This window comes from Variovorax flavidus, from assembly GCF_030317145.1.
Classification (GTDB): Bacteria; Pseudomonadota; Gammaproteobacteria; order Burkholderiales; family Burkholderiaceae_C; genus Variovorax; species Variovorax flavidus.
On sequence record NZ_JASZYE010000006.1, the window covers coordinates 25,028 to 42,312 of the forward strand.

The following is a 17,285-nucleotide window of genomic DNA, read 5'->3' on the forward strand; positions in this document are numbered from 1 at the left end:
AATGCGCCGATTCGCTATCCGGAGAGGGTCGAAGTGCCCCTCGGGAGGTCGTCGCCGGCGGGGTATCCGAGCATACTGCCGGCACCGCCATCCTCCCTCCACTCCCAAAAGGAAGCTTGACCATGCCCACCATCACCACCAAAGACGGCACAGAGATCTACTACAAGGACTGGGGCCAAGGCCAACCCATCGTCTTCTCGCACGGCTGGCCCCTGTCGGCGGACGACTGGGACAACCAGATGCTGTTCTTCCTGGCGCAGGGCTACCGCGTGATCGCGCACGACCGGCGCGGCCACGGCCGCTCGACCCAGACGTGGACCGGCAACGAGATGGACACCTACGCCGACGACCTCGCCGCCCTCACCGCCGCGCTGGACCTGAAGGACGCCATCCACGTCGGCCACTCCACCGGCGGCGGCGAAGTCGCGCGCTACCTGGGGCGCCACGGCACGAAGCGCGTCGCCAAGGCCGTGCTGATCGGCGCGGTGCCGCCCATCATGGTCAAGTCCGAAGCCAACCCGGGCGGCCTGCCCATCGACGTGTTCGACGGCATCCGCGCCGGCGTCGCCGGCAACCGCGCCGAGTTCTACCGCGACATCACCCTGCCCTTCTACGGCTACAACCGCCCCGGCGCCAAGATCTCCGAAGGCATCCGCCAGCACTGGTGGCTGCAGGGGATGATGGGCGGCATCAAGGCGCACTACGACTGCGTCAAGGCGTTCTCGGAAACGGACTTCACGGAAGACCTGAAGAAGATCGACGTGCCGACCTTCGTGATGCACGGGGACGATGACCAGATCGTGCCGATTGCGGATTCGGCGCTGCTGTCGTCGAAGCTGGTGAAGGGGGCGGAACTGAAGGTTTATGCGGGGCTGCCGCATGGGATGTGTGCGACGCATCCGGATGTGGTTAATAAGGATTTGTTGGCGTTTATCAAGGGCTGAACGGGCGCATGCAGCCGAGCGGTCAGGTTCGCGCTACCACCGCTCGGCTCTCATCTTCCTGGTCTAGATAGGCACAGAGCGCGCGCCCCGTGAGAAGCACGAGGTCGAAGTTCTCTTTCTGCAATTGCGCGCGCATCTCATCCGTGTACACGGCGCGCGTGATCGCAGCGGCCAGCTTGTCGACGATCGCGGCGGACGTGCCCGGTGGAGCGTAGATGCCGTCGACCTTGCTGCCGCTATTCTTCAACCACTCGATGTGGCCTTGGAGGTCCGGCGTGGGGAGGGGTGAATTCGCCACTACCCCAAATGCCAACAGGCTGACCAGCGCCACGGGCACGAAGTGGCCAGGCGGGTTGTCCGGGATGTCGTCGCAGAAGTACCGCGCAATCGACATCATCGTCGTGCTGCATATCAACAGCGTGTGGCCGTCCGGCGCCGCCCGCGCTGCCACCGCAAAGCCCTCAACTCCGGTGACGCTCGGCCTCTTGTCGATCACGACCGGCTGACCGAACTCGGCGCCAAGCCTGCTGGCGGCTACCCGCGCGATCGTTTCGATGGCGCCTTTGCGCAGGTATCCGACGACGATGCGGATCGACTGTGTGGGGTACGCCGCGTCAGCGGATTTAGCGGCAGAAGCTACCTGCCGAAGGGCGATCGAAATCGCGAGCGCGAAATAGCTGGACCGACGATACATGTGTCTCCCTCAAGTCGTTATCTGGCGAATTTTGTACCATAAAAGCGGGTGCATAACAAATGCATGACAACGAGATTCGTTGCCATGCGATCCAACCAAGACCCCGCTCTGCTCAGAGCATTTGCCGCCGAACTGAAAGCTCGGCGTGCCGCGCTAAACATCAGTCAGGAAGCTCTCGCATATGCGTCGGAAGTGAATCGAACGTTTGTCGCGAAACTGGAGCTGGCCACCACGAGCCCCTCTCTGAGCAGCCTCTTTCGGTTGGCCAATGGTTTGCAGGTCGCGCCTTGGGAGTTGGTGCTATCTGTACAAGAGAGATACGAGAAAGAACTTGGCGCTCTGTAGCCCGCCCGTTTAGGCAAATGTGAGGAACTTCACGACGCGGAGACGAAATAGGAAATTCGAGGAGGTCGGATGCCCCAGCGATAGCGGACAGTTGCTGAGCTATGCACAACGACAAGATCAGCAGCCTTTGGATGAACGAATCGCGCGAGCCCTTGCCGTCATGGGAGCGCGCCCTGCGGCCGCGAAAGTCGTCAAACCGCGTGCTGGTCTGGCTCGCAGCGGCAGGCGCCGCCGTGATGGTGTTCGTTGCGTTCCAGAGCTGGCAAGACCGGGACGCATTGCGAAATCAAGCTACGCGGCAGGGTGCACCAGTCGTCAGCCCGCAACCGCACGTTTCAGAGTCGCCGTCTCCAGATGCGCCGCGCGAGCAGGATCAAGGGCCTGCGCCTCGAATACAGCAGTTCGCCAAGTGCGTCTCCGCGAACGGAACGGTGACGTATTCGGATAGACCCTGCCCGTCAGGTTCAAAGACCGGCGCAGTGTCAGTGCAACCCGATGCCAATCTGGCGGACGGGATGTCGCTGGAAGATAGAGCAGCCTCCATGCGTCGCAACAGCGCCATCACTCACGCTGCCGTCGAACATGAGCGCAGGGTAGCAATGAACGTCGACCTCGCAGTCACTGAATGCGCGCAACTAGACGCGCAGATCGCATCCATTGATGCGGCGACCCGCCAGCCGCTCAATGGTTACGAACAGGATCGACTGAGGGATCAACGAAAGCGCGCACGGGACCGGCAGTTTGCATTGCGATGCAGGTGAGGCGATCGCGCGGCTAGCGCAAGTGTCACGCCCGCAGGCCTAGGGCCGACAAGATCAGCGCCTGATCAGCCGCTCCCTCCGTATTGCCACGATGGATGCCCCACTAAACATGCACTCATGCGTCAGATAGGGCCTGCGCGGAGGAAGAACGAAAAAGGCCGGAAGCACATGGATGCTTCCAGCCTTTGAAGCCGCCAGGAATCGAAATCTCGCTCACACCCCTTATGAATGCTGGTAAAAGCAGAATTCACCCTTCCAGATACCGACAAAAATACCGACAGATTTCAACGTGTCGCTCGGGTGCAACGTCCACGCAAGAGGTAGGCTTCAGGCCAGGGGCTACAAGCCCATTAGCACCATTCTCAGCTGTAAGAATTCCTCTCTCGAGCGCAGTACTTGGACCGACGTGGTCGCCCCTGCGATCAAAACGATGCAAAACCGACTGAAGGTGTGGGCAAATGCGACCCACTTCGGGTTTGCTGCCCCTTTTCGCAGCCTGACGTGCTGACTCACGTACGCTTCCCCGAGGTCGGCCGGCACAAGACCGACGGATCCGATGAAGGCCGTGATGGACAGGAGGATGTCGCCTGGACGATGGACCGCCGGATCTATCTCAAGGGCGCTGAGGATCTCGACTACGTCGTCGGGATCATCGAGCAGCCTTACAAGAACGTCCTGTAGCTGGCAGGACGATTCCGGAACTATCCGAGCAGGCAGGCGCTACGAGATCTTCACGAACGTCACGTTAAACTCCTTGCACTGCCTGTGTGCTGCTGAATCCGGTTGGCAAAGCTGAAGGTATCGGTTCGAAACAACTGCGCGTCGGCACCTCTTGCATGACGCGTTCGATGGCACAGTGCTGCTCTTCGATCGACCGAAACGGAAAGCCGCCGGCCGGCCCTGGGTGGTTGACCCGAAGTGTCAGGCAAGCCCAATTGCTCGGTACTGCTCGGCCTTCTTTGCAGCCCAAGGATCGTCTGGCGCCAGTTTCTGGTACGCACGCAGGAACGCGGCAGCCTTGCCGACGTCTCGCATCTGCTCGAACACCGCAACAAGCCGGCGCAAAATCGCTGGCCGGCCTGGCAGTCTCCGGTGAAGTGCCATGAGTTCCTCCGCGGCTGCCTCGTACTTCGCGTCGAGCGCAAGGATTGAGGCACGTTTCAATAAGAGATCCGGAGCCTCAGGGGTATCAGCGAGGCACTTGGCAGCGAAGGATCCGGCACGATCTACTTGTCGAATCTCCAAATATGCCGACAGCGCCAAGCGTCGCAACTCCGCGCCCATGGTGGATGGCGCGTCCACCATATCGGGCCGTGACTCAAGATCGCGAATGCAATCGAAGTAGCGGCCTTCCTGGTACGACGCGTGAACCATCAGCAAGAAAGCCTGCTCATCCCTCGACGACTCGAACTCGGCGCGCGCAATCAGCTCGGCATCACGGAAATCGCCCTTCTCTACCAGGCGCACTGCCAGCGTCGACCAATCCTCTTGCGGTGTGGGTGTAGTCCCAAGGGCCCGTGTGGGCGTCGATTGAACCTGGGCGCGACGGACGCCGCGAAAAGTCTCCAACATCACGTCCACGGTAGGCCAGCGCTCTTCCGGCACCAACCTTAGGCAACGGTCGATGAATTCGTCGAGCGGCTGCGCGACCGAAGAGTTGACTTCACGCGCCCGCGCGAATGGCACATGGCGCGCGACCTGGCTTAAGGTGTCGTGGGGCAGTCGTGCGGTGACCAAGTGGTACAGCAGTACACCCAGGCTGTAGATGTCGCAAAGGAATCTGGCCGACTTGTCGCGAGTCGCGAGCGTTGAACCGACGACTTCCGGTGCGGAATAAAGGATCGTTCCGCCGTTCTCGCGCGTTCGGGCATACATGTCTTCAGGCAGAACGCTTGACCCAAAGTCGGTGAGCTTCACCCGATCAGCAGCGACAAGAATGTTTTGCGGCTTGATGTCACCATGCGACATCCCCACCCGATGCAGATGGGCGCAGCCGTCCAGCACTTGCTCGAACACACCTAGGAGCTTGTCGTAGCTGGCGACAAAGCCTTCTTCCCCTTTGTCGAGAAGCTGCGCGAGGGTGATGGAAGGGAAATACTCCATCTCAATCGCATACCACTCGCGCTCGGGCGGCACCCGTCCCATCCAGTGGACATCGACCACACTCGGGTGCGACAACTGCCCAACAAGCGGAGAGCCCTCGGCAAGCTCTTCGTTTCGCTTGCCCTGCGCCTTCGGGATCTTCACAGCAACAATCGCCCCGTCTGACAGACGCTGGGCACGCCACACCCAGCCGTACGAGCCGTCGCCGAGACACTCGACAAGCTCGTATCGATCACCAAGTCGTCGGTCAGCTCTCGGGACAAAGAACCTGATCGTCATGATTCACCTCGACGAAAGATGTTTTCCAGCCGGAGCAGGCCGTCCTGGCCGGATCGGACGACGAACTGAAAGAAGATGAGCCGCGCCCTGGGGTTTCCAGGGACGCGTATGCCGCCGGGGCCCTGGAAGCCGCCCCGCACAATGTCTCTGAGCCCGTCGTGATCAGGCAGCGTGACAAGACCGTTGGTCCAGTACGCCAGAAGCAGCGTTGCATCCTCGCGATTCCAGCGGTGCTGGGCGAGACACAGCGTTTCGACCTTCGGGCTAAGGTCCTTTTGCTTGCCCGAGTAACGCTCGAACTCTGCCACTAGCACCACTCGGCGCTTCTCGCGATCGAACCACACAGAGTCCGATCGCACATCCTGATCCACCTGCGCGAGCGCACCTTCACGCGGAGCAGGCACCTCCGACACAGCGGCAAACCCAAGATCGCGCCCTACGGCCGTCAAGAAAGTGCAGCCGAGGCTGTGTACCAGGTGGCCGACATCGCGGACACCCCATTCGGTCCACATCGGGAGATGGCCTGAAGCGGCATGGAGCGTCAGCCGAGCCCCGACGTCTTCGGGCTCACCCACCGAACCTCCCCCAGACATTAAGCACCTCAGGCGACTCACCGCCATGGACCAACGCCTTCGTGCCCACGCGCACCAGCAGCGGAGCTGGGATCGAGCGACCGCAGATCAGCGCCTCCCCTGTCGAGAGTCCAGGGAGCTGGTCGAGATCGGCAGCACTGACCATGTCGGATGTCTTCGCGATGAAGCGTTGGTCATCAGGATTCTTCAGGCGCATCGCGATCAACGTATTGCACTGAGAGGTCACGTCAGGGTCGAGCTTCGATGGTCGCTGGCTCACGACGGCAAAGCCGACACCGAACTTGCGTCCCTCGCCCGCGATCTTTTTGATGATGCGGTGGCTCACTGCCGACTCACCGGCCGGTGCGAAGCTGTGCGCTTCCTCGTAGACCAGAAAGCACGGGCGGATTCGATCTGTCTTGCTCGAGGCGGCACGAAGAATCTCGCTGGAGATGAGCGCAGTGATGACCTGCTTCGCGGTGTCACTGAGCCCCTGAAGATCGACGATGACCAGGCGGCCTTTGCGATCGGTCGGCCTGCCGACCATCTCGTAGACGTCAGTGGCTGCGGCAAGTCCGGAGTGGTAGAAGCTCTGGGCCTCCTGCAGGACGCGCGACAGCTTCATCGAGGCCACCGCCGCGCTGCGACCGTTCAGTGCTGAGGCTTCGGATTGGCTCAACTCGTCCCACTGCCGCACGTCATCGATGCCGTCGCCTAGGTAGTGCCGTAGCCGGTTGATGTCTCTCGGCATTGCGGGCTCGTGAGCAATCCAGAAACGGATAGCCACGTCCAAGACCCGCTGTTGCGGCTCGGTCAGGCCGGGAAGGATCTCGCTGAGATCATCCATCTCGAAGTGATCGAACTGCAACGCAAGTTCCTGGTTTGCTCCTGCGTACTTTTGCCGGAAAGAAGGGTTCTGTGGGCTGTAGATGGTGATGCCCGCTCCGGCCTCTCGAAGCCGCGTGAACGCTTCGCGGATGGCAGGCAGTGCGGCGCGATCGCGCTGGTCGTCTAGCTCGTCAGGGTGCTCGTTGAAGTGCATCTCTCCGCCGGCGAGCGCGCGTCCGTATTCACCGTGCGGGTCGAAGACAACGACTGTGCCGTTGTTGATGGCGACGAGTCGCTCGATGATGCGGCCCACGGCGTATGACTTGCCCGAGCCGGTCATTGCAAGAACCGCAAGGTGCTCCGTTACCAGCCGGTTGACATCGAGAAACACGGGCACTGCTGAGGCACCACTTTCGTACCCAACGAGATTTCCAATGTGCAGGCTCGAGTGTTCCTGAAACTGGTAGAAGGCGCTGAGAAACTGGAAGTCCACCGGCTCCACGTGAGAACCGGGGTCGAGCGCACGCCGCGGCATCTTGATCTGCCCGCTGTCCGCTTCCCGAAAGCCGATCGCCTCCAGCTTGCCGATGATCTGCTCGCCGGTGACCTGCGCACCGGGCAGCAGCTCGAGTTCCGTTACAGCCTGGCCGAGCCCGGAGTTGTAGAGGACATTGCTACGGCTGATGCTCACGATGCGCGCCAAGACGTCGGTCTGTGCGTCGCCTTCCTGCTCGCGATGCCGAACGCGTACGAATTCGCCGCGCCGGCCCGCAAAGGACGAGTTCAGCACCATTGTCAGGTTCGTCGGGTCGCCGGTGTTGCCGACCAAGCGGCCGAGGATATGGGTCGTCATGTTTTGTTCTCCTTATGTCCCAAGGTCGAAGTCCGAGAGCCATACGCTCTCGATTTCACGCTGCTTGAGCTCACGCGCGACGCTTCGGCTGTAGTGCTCGAGGAATGGAGCAAGAGCGTTCAACTCTCGTTCAGCCAGTTGGACTGGCAGCGGGGCCGACGCCGTGCCCCCGACGGCCGTCAACGCCATCGTGAGGCCGACAACGTCGTCAATCACTTCGGCAGTCCACGCAGGAGCGTCGCCAACGAGTTGCATCAAGCGCGGTTCGGTCGTCTGGCCAGCACGGAAGTGCAGGCCAATCACCCCAAGGTCAACGACCGCTCCCGGCTCCATCCGCGGGGCGTGCACATTCATCCGGAACGCGGCCGTTCTCGTGAAGCTACCGAGGATCCCATGCACGAACCTGCGCTCGCCAACACCAAGGACCGCCTCACGCATCCCGTCCAGTGCTGCGAGGTGCTCGCGTGTGATCCCCTCGGTAGGCAGTAGCTGGCTTCGCCCTTCGGGAAGCCGCAGATCCTGGTGCGCGGACTGGACAATGGCTCCGAACCGCTGAGAAGCGAGCCCGACGATGACGGGGCCACTCGGACTCCATGGGAACAGACGTTCACGGTGCTTGGCCCAGAAAGCCTGGACGGTCGCGAGCGTGGCCTCGTATGCCGCCCGATATCCCTCGTCGCCTGCGCGATCGGACGGGGGCACCATGCTTCGGTCCATCACCAGCGGCGTGTCGAGGAAGATCATCCGTGCGCGTTCTTCGACAACCGCTCGATCGGCCAGTTCATAGGCTTGCCGCATGGCGGCCAGCGCGAGGCGCTTCGACTGGTTCTCGAAATTGATGTCGTCGATCTCGCAGGCACTGTCCTGGCCTGCGGTCGAGACGGCGTTGTGCTCGACGAGCAGATCGCAACGGGCCGCCGCTGCACCGTACAGGAAGCCGCCGATGGTCTTGGTCGTCGCGGCGCGCGTCGCAATGCCGGACACCCGGGCATTGATCGGACTTGGGCGCTCAACCGAGCGCACGAGACCGGCCTTCACGAACAGCGGCGCGACGCGTTCGAGGTCGCGAATTTGCTTCAACAGTCGCCCCGCGGTGCCAGGCAGATGGATCTGCGACTGGATCGCAAGCGTCTGCGCAAGTGTTGGGTTGGTGGAAGTCATGGGGTAGATACCTTGCGAAGCGCGCCGACATAGCACGCATAGGGGCTCTCCATCACGAGCGCGACGGCCTCCACCGTCGGCTTGGCGCCAACGAGATGGCCACGTCCGCGCAGTTCGGTCATCAGTTGCCTTGCACGATCCTGGCCGAAGCGGAAGATCGACGACGATTGAAGCGCGGCAATCGCCTCCTCCTCGTCGGAAAACGATTGACCCAGTAGAAAGACGAGCATGCCGAAGTGGTCGGGCGTCAGCGCGCGCTCGGTGGGTCTTTCGACCGGCTTGCTCTCGCCTGCAAGTGCAGACAGGGCATCGATCCAACCCGCAAGCTGGTCAGCAGCATCGAGAACTGTCAGCGACCACAGCGGCAACGATGTCACAGCGAAGAGCCCGGCGGCGGGGTGCAGGCGATAGGTCCCCAGGCATACACTCAGGTCTCCCCACGTGGCTCCCGACATCGGCGGTGTCTGGAGCTTCCCGTCGAGCCGATGAGTGACCTCCGTCGCGAGTACTCTGGCGAGACCTTCGCCACCGCGCGCAGAACCGTCGATGCGCTCGGCCCTCCAGGACACCGGTACATCACACACACCGGTCTCGAACGGTGGGATCAGCAGCAGCAGGTGCCCAGGGGTACGGGTCCACTCCAACAGGCGCGCCTGTTCGGCTCTGTCCGCACCCTGAAACGATTCACCAAAGGCCATGACCACCGCGCGGCCTTCGGGCAGCACCGAAGCAGCGTCTGCTCCGAGTGCCTCTCGCAGGATTCGCCCTCGTCGATGCGAGGCGAGTGCGCCTTGAAGGATGACAAGCACCGTCACGGCAATACCCCAAGCCGGTAGGTGCGCTGCACGAGATTGCGCTTCACCAGAGCGTCGGCCTCCTGCGGCTCGAGCACAGGGTCACGCCCCGCATCGAGCGCGTGCACTATGGCACACCAGCGATCAAAGCTGAGGCCAGTGCCAGCGAGCATCCTGTAACCGGACGCTGTGTTGTCCTGAATCCGGCTGCTCACCAGCTTCTGCCCCTCGCAAAGCGCACCCGCCTCCTCGACATCCTTCAGGCTGAGGGCTGCGGGCGCCGCGGCGCCCGTGGCCAAAGCGAGCGCTTGGAGCCCGCGGTGTGCCTTCTGCAGCTCGGCGCTCTCGAGCAGCTTCTTGCGGTACTCCGCGATCGCGTTTTCCACGGACATGACGTGTCCGATCAACAGCGTGAGGGCCGACCTCGGCTCTTCGAGCAGGTCACGTGCGCGCGACATCAGCGGCTGGAAATTGCCCAGCCGCGCAGGCGCATCAAACTCGGAGCGAAGTCGCTCGACCTCCTCGCTGCGAGCTTCGTCGAGTGCACTATCAATGAGTGCCGGGCGGCCCTGAAGCTTGTCGAGGGTGAGCACAGCCTTAGGGTAGTGAAAGTCGCCAGGCGCACCCTTGAGCACCGTCTGGAGCGTGCCGATGCGCGTGGTCGCGCCCCCAAGCTCGGTTCGCAGCTTCTCGTACACCGACTTCAGGTCGCGGAAGGTGCTCACCACAGGCCCTTCGCACTGAGCCAGGGGAGACTCGGTCCAAGTCGCGAGGTCGACACCCACCTCGCGCGCCAAGTTCTCCAGCTGAACTGTGGCCTCAGCCACCCTCAGGTCGCGAAGGTTCTGACGCAAGGTTCCAGGCTCGGTGGCCTGTACCAGTTCGGTTGCACCTGGAACGGCACCCGGCGCGACAGCGCCATCGAGGATATGACCGATCTTCTCCAGCGACAACGTGAACAGCGCGATCGGAAAACCTTGCAGCACGCTCACCTCCTGGCGCATCTCTTCAGCCAGCGACACCGTCCGCGCGCGAGTCCGCTTCTCGGCCTTGCGAACGAAGCCCACCAACAGCGAGGCACGTCGGACACGCTGCCAAAGCGGCACATCGTCCAGACTGAAGTCGAGGGTCTTGACGTTGGCGTCCTGCTGCAGCGCGACGAAGTCCTCGCGGCGGTAGACCCAGTTGACGTTGGCAATGATGCGGCGCCGACGTTGCGCGGACGCGCGGAAGTTGTCAGCCGAGGCGGGCTGCGTCTCGGAAACGTCGAGTGAGTCAAGGTCGGTTGTGCTGTCTTTGAGCTTCTGGCGGGCCATCATGGTCTTGGTCCCGGGCAAACCTGCGCTCTCGGGCGCGAACAGCTGCTTGACAAGACCCGCCCCAAAGACCAACTCCATCTCGGCCACGAGCGTCGGATAGTCCTTCTTCAGCCAGCTGTCTGCTTCCTGCACGGCCCCGCGCAGCTCGGAGCGCGGAATCGCCGTGTAGACGTCGGCGCTCTTGGCCCCCGGCTGCGGTTGGGCGAAGCCCAGTTCGCGCAGGACCGACATCCACTCGAAGTAGGTGTCCTTGGGCTTTACGCCTTCCCAGGTGTAGCCCCAGAACCACTCACGTTCGGCACGCGGGAACGTCCAATCGCCCCTCAGCAGAAGCCGGATCATCTCAATCAGGAACGGCGGGAACTGCGCTTCGGCGGCGTCGTCCACCCGAGAGAACAGGCCGGCGCGCTCGCTGTCGACATAGCCCGCCGCACGTGCCTTGGGCGTGACACCCAGTTTGGCCAGAATCGCCTTCAAGTCCTCGACATCGACGCCCGACTTGTCATCGAGCTTCGCCAACGTAGCCGGTGCCGCCTTGTCGACGGCCAGAATGCGCCAGGCCTTGATCAGCAGATCCTGCTCCGTGTCCTTCAGCTTGCCCGACGAGCGCAGCGGCCACGCGATGCGCCCCAACTCGTTGAGCTGCTGCCGGAATCGCCCCACTTCGTCAGTGAACGGACGCACCAGGCTCTGCAGCCGGTTGTTGAATGCAGTGGTAAAGCCGTGGCCGTCGAGGGCGAAGCCGAGGCTCGCCTGTGTTGGCACGCCAATCTGGTGAAGGACGTGCTCCTCCGTCGAGCTGAGCTGATACAGCAGCAGGTAGCCTTTGGCGTCCTTGAGCGTGATGCCCGACGGTTTGGCCATGCGATCGACGAGGGCCCGCGACGATGTGAACGCGACCACGGGGGTACGGCCCTCGTCGTCGAACTGCGTGTTCGCTGCCTTGCAGAGGCGCTCGAGCTCCTCGTCGTTCTTCACCCAGGCGAAGAGCACTCGACCTTTAGGGTGCAGCTTCAGACCATCGAAAGTGACCAGCCCGCCGGGTTGCTTGCCCTTGGCAAGCGGCGAGGTCGCAATGACCGTCAACGATTCATCACGAATGCCGGTAGGCGCGGCGTCATAGCCCCAGTGCTGGTCGATGACCCGCATGGCGCCCACGAGGATCTGCAGCGCGCGCTGGCGTTCGGTCTGCGTGCGCAGCGTCGAAAGCGCTTTTTCGTGCGCCGCGTTCTGGTCCGGGTCGCGGAAGATCAGCGAGGTCTGCCCCTGCTTGCGGTGCCGCAAATCCAGACGCGCGATCATTTCCACGCTGGGACCCACGTGCGTCGCAGTATCGGCCGGCAGATCTTCGGCGCCGAGGAAGCGGCGCCACAGCGCCCGCGCCGCGTCTTCGGCCGCGGCGTGCGGGGACAACAGCGACACGAGATGCACGAAGTCCGACTGTCGCAGCGGGACCACGAGCGTGTGTTTGCCATCGGTGCGGCGCTGGCCCTTGGTCTCGTGTATGGCATAGGTGCCGAGGTTCGAGAGCAGTTGGCGCAGATCGAGCGGCTGATCGACACCCCCGAGCCGCCACACACCGCGGTCCCGCGTGAACTTCGACGCACGCAGCGCTTCGGCCGCTTCGAGTTCATCCCACTCGACCCGGCGGAACAGCGTTGCGATCGGCTCGTCGTACTCGTTGCAAGCTGCCAGCAGGGCGGCGCGCTTCTCTGGCGCGATGCTCTCCAACGCCACAGGCAGCTGGCCGTAAAGCAAGTCGCGCGCGGCCGTCGTCTGCGCCTTGTCCATCTTCAGCATGTCGAGCGCGTGGTGGTCGAGCACATGCTGCTGCACCCGCCCTGACACCCGCACCAGTTCATCGAAGAGCGCGCCGACGGTGGGCGCGTCCTTCTCACCGCGCGCACGTTTGTCGCGCAGGCGTTCGTCGATGCTGGCCATCACGACGTTGAACCAGCCGAAGTTGCCCGCGCTCATGGCGTAAGCCGCCTCGACGAGCCCTTGCGGGTAAGTCTCGGCGAGGCGCCCGTCACGTTCCAGTGTCTGCACGAAGTCGCTGACGTCAGAAAAAGCGTTCGATGACAGTTCGGCCAGCTCGAACCGGCGCGCGGTCGACTGGATCTCGCGCAATTCGTCGCCGATCGCCGGGGAACACAGCGCCACGTACCGAAGCCAAGGCAACTTGCGGCGCGGGTCTTCCTCCTTGATGGCCTTGCCCATCAACTTGATGGCCCGCCCGTCGAGGTGCTTGATGTCGGTCGAGTCCAGGCCGAAGGTTGCAGACTCCGCGGCCGTCTCCAGCTCGTCCAGAACCACCAGAACGTACTTGATGCCGAGCGACTGCAAGTAGGCATATGCCGCCTGGCACAGCCTCGTGGCCAGCGTCGGGTCTTCGTAGAGCGCCTGGTCGGAGTGGTTCTGCGCGGTCTCCAGCGCGTCGGCCAGCTTCTTGGGGTCGAAGCCCGCCACCGTCAGCCGGTCACTCGCCTCCTTCGCGATCTGCCCCTGGATAGAGCCATCGAATGCGCTGCGCGCCAGCGGCAACAGCGCCTTGTACAGGCCGTAGGCAAACCAGTTGTCGACGTTGTTGTAGTCGTTGGCCACCTGGCTGTAGCGGATGTACAAGCCCAGGTACTGGCTGCGGTCCTTGTCGTCGTGGAACAGTTGCGCCTTCTGCAGCGAGCCGTCGTCGGCGCGCACCCACCAACCGCGCGAGGTGTCATTGATCTGCGCCACCAACTCGTAGCCCAGGCGCGACTTGCCCTTGCCCCACTCGCCGATGGCCGCGAAGACGTGCGCGAACTTCTCCGCCTCGTCATCGACGAGGTGGATGAAGTGGCGGAACGCCTCGAAGAAGCGGCCCTGGCCCACGACAGGGTGTGTCAGGGGGTAGCTCGAGACGCCGGTGGCGGCCCATTGATGTTTCGCCTTGTCGATCACCGTGTCAGCTCCTGTCTTGTCTCGAGCACGCGCCATGCGTTGCGGAAGATGTCGTCGAATTGGTCGTGCACGACCCACCGGACGAGCTTGCGGCCGGGGTCACCAAACAGGCCGCGGCCATGGCGCGCCTGGCCCGGCTCGGCCGCGAGAAGCTCCAGGGCGCCGCGCCGCTGGGCCTGTTCGACGAGTGCATCCATCCAGCGCGCGAAGGCACCTTGGTCCGGGCTGGCCCCGAAGGCGGCGAGCAGCTCGCGCAGCACCGGCTCCGCGGCCACGAAGCCCAGCACATCGGTATGACTGCGGATCAGTTCGGTGAGGACCTGCGCCGGGCTCGACCGGCCTAGCAGGTCTGCTTGCAGCGCACCAGGCAAATTCAGCAAGCCGGTGCGCGTGAGCCAGCCCACCGATTCGAGCAGCATCAGCGGCGCAGTCAGCGGCGTGAGCGAGAGGTCGTCCTTGCCCTTCTTGCGGTGGAAGACCTCGGGCGCATAGCCCAGCGCCTGGCACTGCGCGCGCGCGAGCCACCGGCCCGCCGCCAGTTGCTCCAGCCCTGCAAACCAGCTCTCGGGTTCAGCGTTCGCTTGCAGCAACAGCGAGATACCGGCCTTCAAGCCCGTGCGACTGCTGCTCACCTCGGCCCAATTCAGCAGCATCCAGTCGCGGTGCGTCAGACGCAGGAGTAGAAGGCGCAACCATGGGCTCTCGCGTACGAGGTAGGTCGACAGCGACTCCAGGCCGCGCGACGGGTTCTCTTTCCAATGACGCAACAGAACCTGCGCCTCGTCGCTCAGGCCCCAATGGCCGGCAGCGTCGCCCTCGATGAGCCCCACACCTGGCAGCCGAACCAGGCCCGCACGGTGGAACACGCCGAAGAGACCCGCTGCCCCGCGCCACGCGATCGTACCCAGCAGGCACCGCTCGGCCACCGTGCGCGGTGTGCCGGTCTGCGGGGTCCGGAGAGCGGCCGTGGCGATGACCTCGAGCGCCCGAAACCACGCTTCGGGGTCGCTGGCCTCGGTCCAGAACGCGGGGCGCTCGAGGTGAAGAATCGGCACCTGAGCGTGCTTCATGCCGCCAGCCCCTCGCCCTGACGGGCTCCCGCCCGGGCGATCCGCTCACGCGCCCAGGCTTCCGCAGTGCGGCGGATGGCGGCCGTCACTGGCGCACCGAGCCGGTAGAAAGCCCGGCTGCCCAGCGCGCGGTAGCAGGCATCAGAAAACGACGGGTGAATGACGTACGCGGGACGCCGTGCACCCGAGCCGTGCTCAAAGCGCCAGACGTCGCGCTGCTGCACCGCTTCGACGACTGATGCCAGCGGGTCGTCAAGCAGGCTGGCGGTCACGCGGTGCGCGAGCACCATCACACCGAGCTGTGCGAGGGTGCGCTGGACGAGTTCGCCCAACGAACCGCAGCGAATCTCCTCGCCGCTGGGCAGCGTCACGGCCACTTCGACACGGGGCGGAGTTTGGAACAGTGACACGTGCGCGGGCTCGAGCTCAAAGGCGATGCCGCCCGACACACGCTCGGCTTCCCACGCCTCCTTGGTGAAGACCATCTGGGCCAACAGGAAGGCCCAGGGATGGGACAGCGCCCAGCGCATGGCGTCGCCGTCCTCGCCGCGACCATCCAGCGCGCCGCTCAACACCGCGGTGCTCGATGCTGTGTCACTCACCGCGGGCAGGCGCAGCAGCCGGCCGGGGCGCCAGCCGGTCGAAGGATTCTCGGCCGCGATCTCGGGCAGCACTGGCGGCACCTGCGCGCCACCGCGAAGAGCGGCGGTAGCGGCCAGCACGCGAAGAAGCACAGGCGCTGCGGCCGCCTCGTGTGCCGGGGCCGGCAAGGTTGCCCGCTCCAGGTCGGCATAGGGTGTTGGCGCCAGTGAAGGCGCTGTGACCGCCACGAGTTCGGCCGCCGCGGAGCCGGCGTTCGTCACGGCATCGGCTAGGCCCGCCACGTCGCCCCGCTCGCCCCCCTCGGCCAACCGCGCACGCATGACACGCAGCCAGGCGTCGCGCACCTCGGGCAGGAGCGAGAACAAGGCTGGCACGGTTTCGGTGGAACTGGGCAGCCGGTCCGCGAGCGTCACGACCGAAGGGGTCGCGACGACGATGTCGCCGCGCTGCGTCCACAGGCCCGACGCTTCCGGTCCGTTCAGTGACTGCAGCAGCGACGAGGACACCTCGCCCTGCGCAAGCAGGTTACGGACCTCTTCAACAGCACGCAGCAGCGTGCGGGCCGAGAGCGCCGAGACCGTCATGCGGCTTCTTCCTCCGACGCGTTGATGAGTGCGCAGAGCGCATCGACGTCGGCGATGAGCGCTTTGGCGCCTGGCGCGTCACTCTGCCGGAGTGCCTTCAGGATCTCGCAGTCGGCGTTGCGGTCGCCGACCTCAAGTGCCTTCTGCGCGGCGACGAGATCGGCTTCGACGACGCGGCCCTCGATCAGATGCTCGACCAATGCGGTGGCGGCTTCCGTCAGCTCCGCGCTCGCGAAATAGCAGGCCTGCGCCATTCGAAGCAAGGCGCCCAGCGCCTGCTGATCGTCGCGCCAAGGAACAAGAAGCTCGAGGACATCCTCGCGATCGACGCGCGGATGCGTGGAGCCGGTTGCAATGGGGTTGAGCTGACGAACGCTCGACTCGAGCTTCAGAACGCCGTAGAGAAACCAGCCATCAACGCCTTCCTTCGGACGGACCAGAAACAGTTCCGTGGATCCGATGCCCCCAGCGAAGGCCTGCGGGATGTAGGTGACCTTGTTGAGGTAGGGGCGCAGGCGGGAGAGTGCTGGCCCTTCGCGGAGAAGGCGCGCCATTCCCGCAACAGCTTCAGCCTCTGCCGTCGATGGCTTGAGCACACAGGTCACCGAGTCGATGGCGTCCAGCCCGACGTAGACGGCTCGCGGCGAGAAGCTGTCGGTGGTCGGGCTCTCGACATGTCCCAACGTATCCAGCGCCCGGCCGCCTGCCGCTTGAACCGCAGCACGCACTGCGCGGCGGTCAGGCGTATGGACGCCAGGGTTTAGGTTTCGCCCAAGTTCGCCGCTCTTCACTCGGCTAGTCTTGCCCGCCGTCGGCGAAGTCTCAGGAACCGCCACGGCCATCTTTTCACGGAAGCAGGCCTCAAGCCGACGTGCGCGTTGTCGCAGCCTTTCGGCCTGGCGAACTTTGTCGCCGATGTAGCGCTGCGCGGCCAGATCCGGCGTGAAAACCGGAACCTGCCTGATGTGGTCGTTGACGAGGTTGAGTTGGCCGGTGCTGCCGCTGATGCCCTGTTCCAGGGCCCTTTCTCCCCACCAGCTTGATAGGAACGCGCAGACGAATGCCGCATCCGCTGCTGAGGCGACGGAAAGTTTGGCCAGGTGCTGGTTCGTCAACGGCTGGTCGGTGCCAAAGTAGATTCCGACCCGGCCGACGCTGCCGGCCCCAGTCACATTCAAAACCAGATCCTCCCGCTGGACTTGGTAGTGCGGCCAGCGCCGCGCGGCGGCAGGTTCAGCGAAGTCGACATCACCCACGTCGACAACCATTCCAAGCACATTCTTCGTCTTGAGGCACGGATGACCAACGGCCGCGAACTTCGGATGTGGCCCTGGCCCGATGGCATTGCTGCAGATCGCTGAGAGGGGCCGCCAGGGCAAGCTTCGGATCTTCTGCAGGGCGTTAGTGACATCGGGGCGGTACGACTGCGCAGACC

Annotated in this window: 14 protein-coding genes; 4 read left to right on the forward strand and 10 right to left on the reverse strand. The window is 63.9% G+C overall.

Annotated features, from left to right (window positions below; all coding sequences use genetic code 11):
* The first annotated feature begins 122 nt into the window (after positions 1–122).
* Entirely contained in the window at positions 123–944 is an 822-nt protein-coding gene (locus QTH90_RS23770; RefSeq protein ID WP_286667042.1) for an alpha/beta fold hydrolase, read from the forward strand.
* 22 nt (positions 945–966) lie between these two features.
* Here QTH90_RS23770 and QTH90_RS23775 read toward each other — a convergent pair whose 3' ends face one another.
* Entirely contained in the window at positions 967–1,638 is a 672-nt protein-coding gene (locus QTH90_RS23775; RefSeq protein ID WP_286667043.1) for a tripartite tricarboxylate transporter substrate-binding protein, read from the reverse strand.
* An 84-nt stretch (positions 1,639–1,722) separates the two neighbouring features.
* Between QTH90_RS23775 and QTH90_RS23780 the strand changes: the two genes are divergently transcribed.
* The 3 genes from QTH90_RS23780 to QTH90_RS23790 all read left to right on the forward strand — a co-directional run bounded on the left by QTH90_RS23780 (position 1,723) and on the right by QTH90_RS23790 (position 3,425).
* Positions 1,723–1,983, forward strand: coding sequence for a helix-turn-helix domain-containing protein (locus tag QTH90_RS23780; protein WP_286667044.1), 261 nt, complete (start codon positions 1,723–1,725; stop codon positions 1,981–1,983).
* Between the two features lie 131 nt (positions 1,984–2,114).
* Entirely contained in the window at positions 2,115–2,744 is a 630-nt protein-coding gene (locus QTH90_RS23785) for a DUF4124 domain-containing protein (protein ID WP_286667045.1), read from the forward strand.
* Positions 2,745–3,245: 501 nt separating this feature from the next.
* Positions 3,246–3,425: a hypothetical protein gene (locus tag QTH90_RS23790; RefSeq protein WP_286667046.1), complete on the forward strand. Its 180-nt coding sequence runs from the start codon at positions 3,246–3,248 to the stop codon at positions 3,423–3,425.
* A gap of 240 nt (positions 3,426–3,665) precedes the next feature.
* Here the strand turns inward: QTH90_RS23790 and QTH90_RS23795 are convergent, their stop codons facing one another.
* The 9 genes from QTH90_RS23795 to QTH90_RS23835 all read right to left on the reverse strand — a co-directional run bounded on the left by QTH90_RS23795 (position 3,666) and on the right by QTH90_RS23835 (position 17,118).
* Positions 3,666–5,126, reverse strand: coding sequence for a serine/threonine-protein kinase (locus QTH90_RS23795; protein WP_286667047.1), 1,461 nt, complete (start codon positions 5,124–5,126; stop codon positions 3,666–3,668).
* A complete protein-coding gene (locus tag QTH90_RS23800; protein ID WP_286667048.1) occupies positions 5,123–5,638 on the reverse strand; it encodes a hypothetical protein in 516 nt (171 codons plus the stop codon). The genes QTH90_RS23795 and QTH90_RS23800 overlap by 4 nt, the downstream gene beginning before the upstream one ends.
* A 55-nt stretch (positions 5,639–5,693) precedes the next feature.
* Positions 5,694–7,379, reverse strand: coding sequence for an ATP-binding protein (locus tag QTH90_RS23805; protein WP_286667049.1), 1,686 nt, complete (start codon positions 7,377–7,379; stop codon positions 5,694–5,696).
* Positions 7,380–7,391: 12 nt separating this feature from the next.
* Positions 7,392–8,540 (reverse strand): hypothetical protein, encoded by a 1,149-nt coding sequence (locus QTH90_RS23810; RefSeq protein ID WP_286667050.1) that lies wholly within the window; start codon positions 8,538–8,540, stop codon positions 7,392–7,394.
* Positions 8,537–9,265, reverse strand: coding sequence for a hypothetical protein (locus QTH90_RS23815; protein ID WP_286667051.1), 729 nt, complete (start codon positions 9,263–9,265; stop codon positions 8,537–8,539). The genes QTH90_RS23810 and QTH90_RS23815 overlap by 4 nt, the downstream gene beginning before the upstream one ends.
* An 86-nt stretch (positions 9,266–9,351) precedes the next feature.
* Entirely contained in the window at positions 9,352–13,593 is a 4,242-nt protein-coding gene (locus QTH90_RS23820; protein WP_286667052.1) for a hypothetical protein, read from the reverse strand.
* On the reverse strand, positions 13,590–14,663 hold the full coding sequence (locus QTH90_RS23825; protein WP_286667053.1) for a hypothetical protein: 1,074 nt from the start codon (positions 14,661–14,663) through the stop codon (positions 13,590–13,592). Before QTH90_RS23825 ends, QTH90_RS23820 begins: the two co-directional genes overlap by 4 nt.
* Positions 14,660–15,850 (reverse strand): hypothetical protein, encoded by a 1,191-nt coding sequence (locus tag QTH90_RS23830; protein WP_286667054.1) that lies wholly within the window; start codon positions 15,848–15,850, stop codon positions 14,660–14,662. The genes QTH90_RS23825 and QTH90_RS23830 overlap by 4 nt, the downstream gene beginning before the upstream one ends.
* A complete protein-coding gene (locus tag QTH90_RS23835) occupies positions 15,847–17,118 on the reverse strand; it encodes a restriction endonuclease subunit S domain-containing protein (protein ID WP_286667055.1) in 1,272 nt (423 codons plus the stop codon). The genes QTH90_RS23830 and QTH90_RS23835 overlap by 4 nt, the downstream gene beginning before the upstream one ends.
* Between the last annotated feature and the right edge of the window lie 167 nt (positions 17,119–17,285).

Excerpts from the sequence above, each read along its gene's own strand:
- QTH90_RS23770 (WP_286667042.1), top strand. The coding sequence starts at position 123 with ATGCCCACCATCACCACCAAAGACGGCACAGAGATCTACTACAAGGAC.
- QTH90_RS23775 (WP_286667043.1), bottom strand. The coding sequence starts at position 1,638 with ATGTATCGTCGGTCCAGCTATTTCGCGCTCGCGATTTCGATCGCCCTT.
- QTH90_RS23780 (WP_286667044.1), top strand. The coding sequence starts at position 1,723 with ATGCGATCCAACCAAGACCCCGCTCTGCTCAGAGCATTTGCCGCCGAA.
- QTH90_RS23785 (WP_286667045.1), top strand. The coding sequence starts at position 2,115 with ATGAACGAATCGCGCGAGCCCTTGCCGTCATGGGAGCGCGCCCTGCGG.
- QTH90_RS23795 (WP_286667047.1), bottom strand. The coding sequence starts at position 5,126 with ATGACGATCAGGTTCTTTGTCCCGAGAGCTGACCGACGACTTGGTGAT.
- QTH90_RS23800 (WP_286667048.1), bottom strand. The coding sequence starts at position 5,638 with ATGTGGACCGAATGGGGTGTCCGCGATGTCGGCCACCTGGTACACAGC.
- QTH90_RS23805 (WP_286667049.1), bottom strand. The coding sequence starts at position 7,379 with ATGACGACCCATATCCTCGGCCGCTTGGTCGGCAACACCGGCGACCCG.
- QTH90_RS23810 (WP_286667050.1), bottom strand. The coding sequence starts at position 8,540 with ATGACTTCCACCAACCCAACACTTGCGCAGACGCTTGCGATCCAGTCG.
- QTH90_RS23825 (WP_286667053.1), bottom strand. The coding sequence starts at position 14,663 with ATGAAGCACGCTCAGGTGCCGATTCTTCACCTCGAGCGCCCCGCGTTC.
- QTH90_RS23830 (WP_286667054.1), bottom strand. The coding sequence starts at position 15,850 with ATGACGGTCTCGGCGCTCTCGGCCCGCACGCTGCTGCGTGCTGTTGAA.
- QTH90_RS23835 (WP_286667055.1), bottom strand. The coding sequence starts at position 17,118 with ATGGTTGTCGACGTGGGTGATGTCGACTTCGCTGAACCTGCCGCCGCG.